The sequence below is a fragment of the Psychrosphaera sp. genome, from assembly GCF_982872775.1.
The window spans coordinates 1,675-3,111 of record NZ_CEYNSH010000063.1; the positions used below are offsets into that span (position 1 = coordinate 1,675).

The 1,437-nt window shown below is 39.0% G+C and carries 3 protein-coding genes and 1 pseudogene; all 4 read left to right on the forward strand.

Features of this window, described 5'->3' with window-relative positions; translation table 11 throughout:
• Window positions 1–186: pseudogene (locus AC4E96_RS13180) on the forward strand (alpha/beta fold hydrolase); the annotation flags it as partial.
• Between the two features lie 217 nt (window positions 187–403).
• A complete protein-coding gene (locus AC4E96_RS13185; protein ID WP_488034285.1) occupies window positions 404–589 on the forward strand; it encodes a hypothetical protein in 186 nt (61 codons plus the stop codon).
• Window positions 590–706: 117 nt separating this feature from the next.
• The gene (locus tag AC4E96_RS13190; protein WP_490256147.1) at window positions 707–1,045 is read left to right on the forward strand and encodes a hypothetical protein; all 339 of its coding nucleotides are present in this window, start codon (window positions 707–709) and stop codon (window positions 1,043–1,045) included.
• 36 nt (window positions 1,046–1,081) lie between these two features.
• The gene (locus tag AC4E96_RS13195; protein ID WP_490256148.1) at window positions 1,082–1,405 is read left to right on the forward strand and encodes a DUF3784 domain-containing protein; all 324 of its coding nucleotides are present in this window, start codon (window positions 1,082–1,084) and stop codon (window positions 1,403–1,405) included.
• Window positions 1,406–1,437 lie beyond the last annotated feature (32 nt).

Consider the following 1,437-nt stretch of genomic DNA (forward strand, 5'->3'; position numbering starts at 1 on the left):
GATCCGCCGTTTGTTCCCGATGAGATAGCAAGCTCTATGGATTCTTTAAACGCTGAGGCTGAAAGTTATTTCCAAAGCTTATCTACTAAGAGTCGTGTTATATATTCTGAGTCAGAAAAACACCATTTACACATTGCTGACCGAGATTTGGTAGTCAAAAGCATTAGAGAGCTTGTTGGCAAATGAGGCTTAAGAGGTCGGGCTAGGCAACGGACGCAGTAAAGCTGCGCCCCGCTTGTAGCGTTGGTTTTCAGCCAATGGTTAACAAATACAAAAGTCCTGTTACGCTGGGCCGTTAAAAGCCACGCAATTTTGAACTTGTCGGTTGGTTGTCACCTTTTTGTCACTACCGACAGCTAGTTCTTGATATATTATGGTTAAAAATCAAACAAGGAAAATAGATATGTGGGAAATTGTATCGTTAATGTTAGCTGTAGTGGTGTTGGTTTTCATTTTGAATTATGGATTCGACCCTAAACAGTTAATAGAGGACTTTAGATCATCAGCTAATTCTTCATCTAAAGTTGAAGAATTGGAATTGAGAGTTGCTGAACTTGAAAAAGTGGTCGAGTCGTTGTTGAAAAAGTAACGCCTCGTTAAATCTGGCGCACCAATAAAAGTCGCTCTTCGTTCTCGTGGAATTGGCAAACAAGCCAATATTTTGCATATTGTGCAGGCAAAATAATTTTAAAATGGAGTAGTAAAAATGAAAGGATTAAAAATATTCACCATCGCCTTGACGATGATGCCGACATTTAGCAGTCTTGCAAATGAACCTAGCGTCACTGTCACCGGAACAAAACTCCAAGGTAACCCCACTCTAAGCACGATGATCGATTACGGCATTCGCGTTTATTTGAAAGATGCCAAGTGCGAGGAGAAGTTTTCCAAAGAATATATAGGGGATCTTACCACTGACTCAAGTGACTCCGAGTACAGAGAAGTGGAACACTGGCGAGTGAATGCGTGTGGTCAGGCTTTTGATTATAAAATCAAATTCAACAAAGAGTCGTTTGGGTTTGATATCGTCCCTTTTAAAGCTTAGAGCAATTTTGTTTATTTAAGAAGTGTCCGTAAATACATGAGTCAATTTGCTCTCGGTGGGTTAATTGTATTAGTTACCGCGGTTTTTCCTTGCTTAGTATGTGGATACTTGATTGCATTTAAAGGCAGAAGAAACTTAATTTCTGGGTGGAATGACAGAAACTATTCCGACCCGGAACGCGCCAGTAAAGTCATAGGAATTAGTTTAATTGTTATGGCTTTACTGTTAGCTCTCTCGACAATATTGTGGTCTTTGCAATTTATCAACGAAGTGACGTTTATTTACTGCTTAATTCCAGTTTTACTTATGCCGATCGCTACACTTGTTTTCGTAAAATTAAAGCTAGGCACAAAACCTTAAATTACCGCAAAAATGAATATAAGTATAAAAAA